The sequence below is a fragment of the Bacillus sp. 05T31 genome, from assembly GCF_056396725.1.
The window spans coordinates 1-1,574 of the sequence record NZ_JBFTMA010000861.1 but is presented as its reverse complement, the minus strand read 5'-3'; the positions used below and the strand labels follow the sequence as shown (position 1 = coordinate 1,574).

Annotated in this window: 2 protein-coding genes; both read left to right on the top strand. The window is 33.2% G+C overall.

What is annotated here, in order from left to right; genetic code table 11:
• The coding region (locus tag AC1DJR_RS29295) for a GNAT family N-acetyltransferase (protein WP_477004174.1) at window positions 1-389 on the top strand (389 nt) is incomplete at its 5' end.
• A 144-nt stretch (window positions 390-533) separates the two neighbouring features.
• On the top strand, window positions 534-1,574 hold a 1,041-nt coding region (locus AC1DJR_RS29290; RefSeq protein WP_477004173.1), incomplete at its 3' end, for a metallophosphoesterase.

Here is a 1,574-nt window from a genome sequence, read left to right as displayed (position 1 = left end):
ATGTATTCCCCGTATTACAGCAATTACGAACGAAACTTTCAAGAGAAGAAGCAAGTTCTTTATTTCAAAAAATGAAAGAAGAAAATTATAAACTACTTTCGTTACAGAATGAAGATGATGAAGTTGTTTGTCTTGCTGGTGTAGCAATTTGTACGAACTTTTATAATGAGAAACATGTTTTCGCATATGACCTTGTAACTGCGGAAGCTCACAGATCGAAAGGATATGGTAAAGTTCTTCTGTCATATGTAGAAAAATGGGGGAGAGAAAAAGGGTGCAGTTCTATCGTTCTTACATCAGCGTTTCCAAGAGTTGATGCCCATCGTTTTTATGAAAGAGAAGGCTATGATAAGGTAAGTTATTCTTTTTATAAAGAGTTATMATATTAAGTAGGTTCTATGTGAGGTAACATATAGAACCTACTTTTATTTAGAAGTTTAAGATGAAGAGGGTTAATTGCTTATTTTGTCGAATAGTTTCTTTATAATTGAGACGATAATATTGAATTTAAAGAAGGTTAGGGGAGTTCATACTTGGAAAAAATTCAGAAACTATTAATCCCAAAAGGTGTAAGAGTTATCGTAATATCTGATATTCATGGCGAATTAAATCTTTTAAAGGAATTATTACATAAAGTTAATTTTAAAGATGAAGATTATTTAATTATTAATGGTGATCTTTGTGAGAAAGGAAGAAATAGCATTGGCGTCGTAAACTATGTGATGGATCTAGTAGTTAGCAAGCCAAATGTTTATGTAATTGAAGGGAATTGTGAAGCTGTAGTTGAAGCGCTTGTAAATGAAAATCCTGCGCTAATAAATTATTTATGTACGAGAAAGAATACAATTTTTAATGAATGGTTAGCGAAATTGAACGTTACCGTTAATGAAGAAAGTGATATTTGTGAAGTGAAAAAAATATTGATGAGCCACTTTTCAAAAGAAATAAAGTGGCTAACAGAATTGCCAACTGCTATTGAAACTGATGATTATATCTTTGTACATGCTGGCCTTGAAGATAGAGAGAATTGGAGACAAACAGACAGGAAAAATGCAATTGCAATACCAGAGTTTTTTAATAAGTCACATAGTGCGGATAAGTACGTAATTGTTGGACATTGGCCTGTTGTGAACTATTCCGAGGAGGCGCCGTCTAACAATCCAGTTATTGATAAGGAGAAAAAAATTATTGCGATTGATGGTGGTAATGCGATTAAAGAAGCAGGGCAATTAAATGCATTTATTATTCAGAGGACAACTTCAGGTGATACGTTTTCTTATACATATGTAGATCATTTTCCACAGTATGAAGTATTGGCTGATTTTAATGCGAATTCAGTAATGCAGGGCGGGGTTACATATCCACATTATTACATAGAACCTGTGGAGAGAATGAAAGGTTTTACCGTATGTAAACAACTAGGAACAAATGAATTACTTCATGTGAAAAACGAGTATATAAAGCAACTTGAATCAGGTGAGTATACAGTGAAAACGGATATTTCTTGTGCGCAAATCAGTATTAGAAAAGGGGATACAGTTTCTTTAATTGATGGTAGCTGCATGGGATATGAT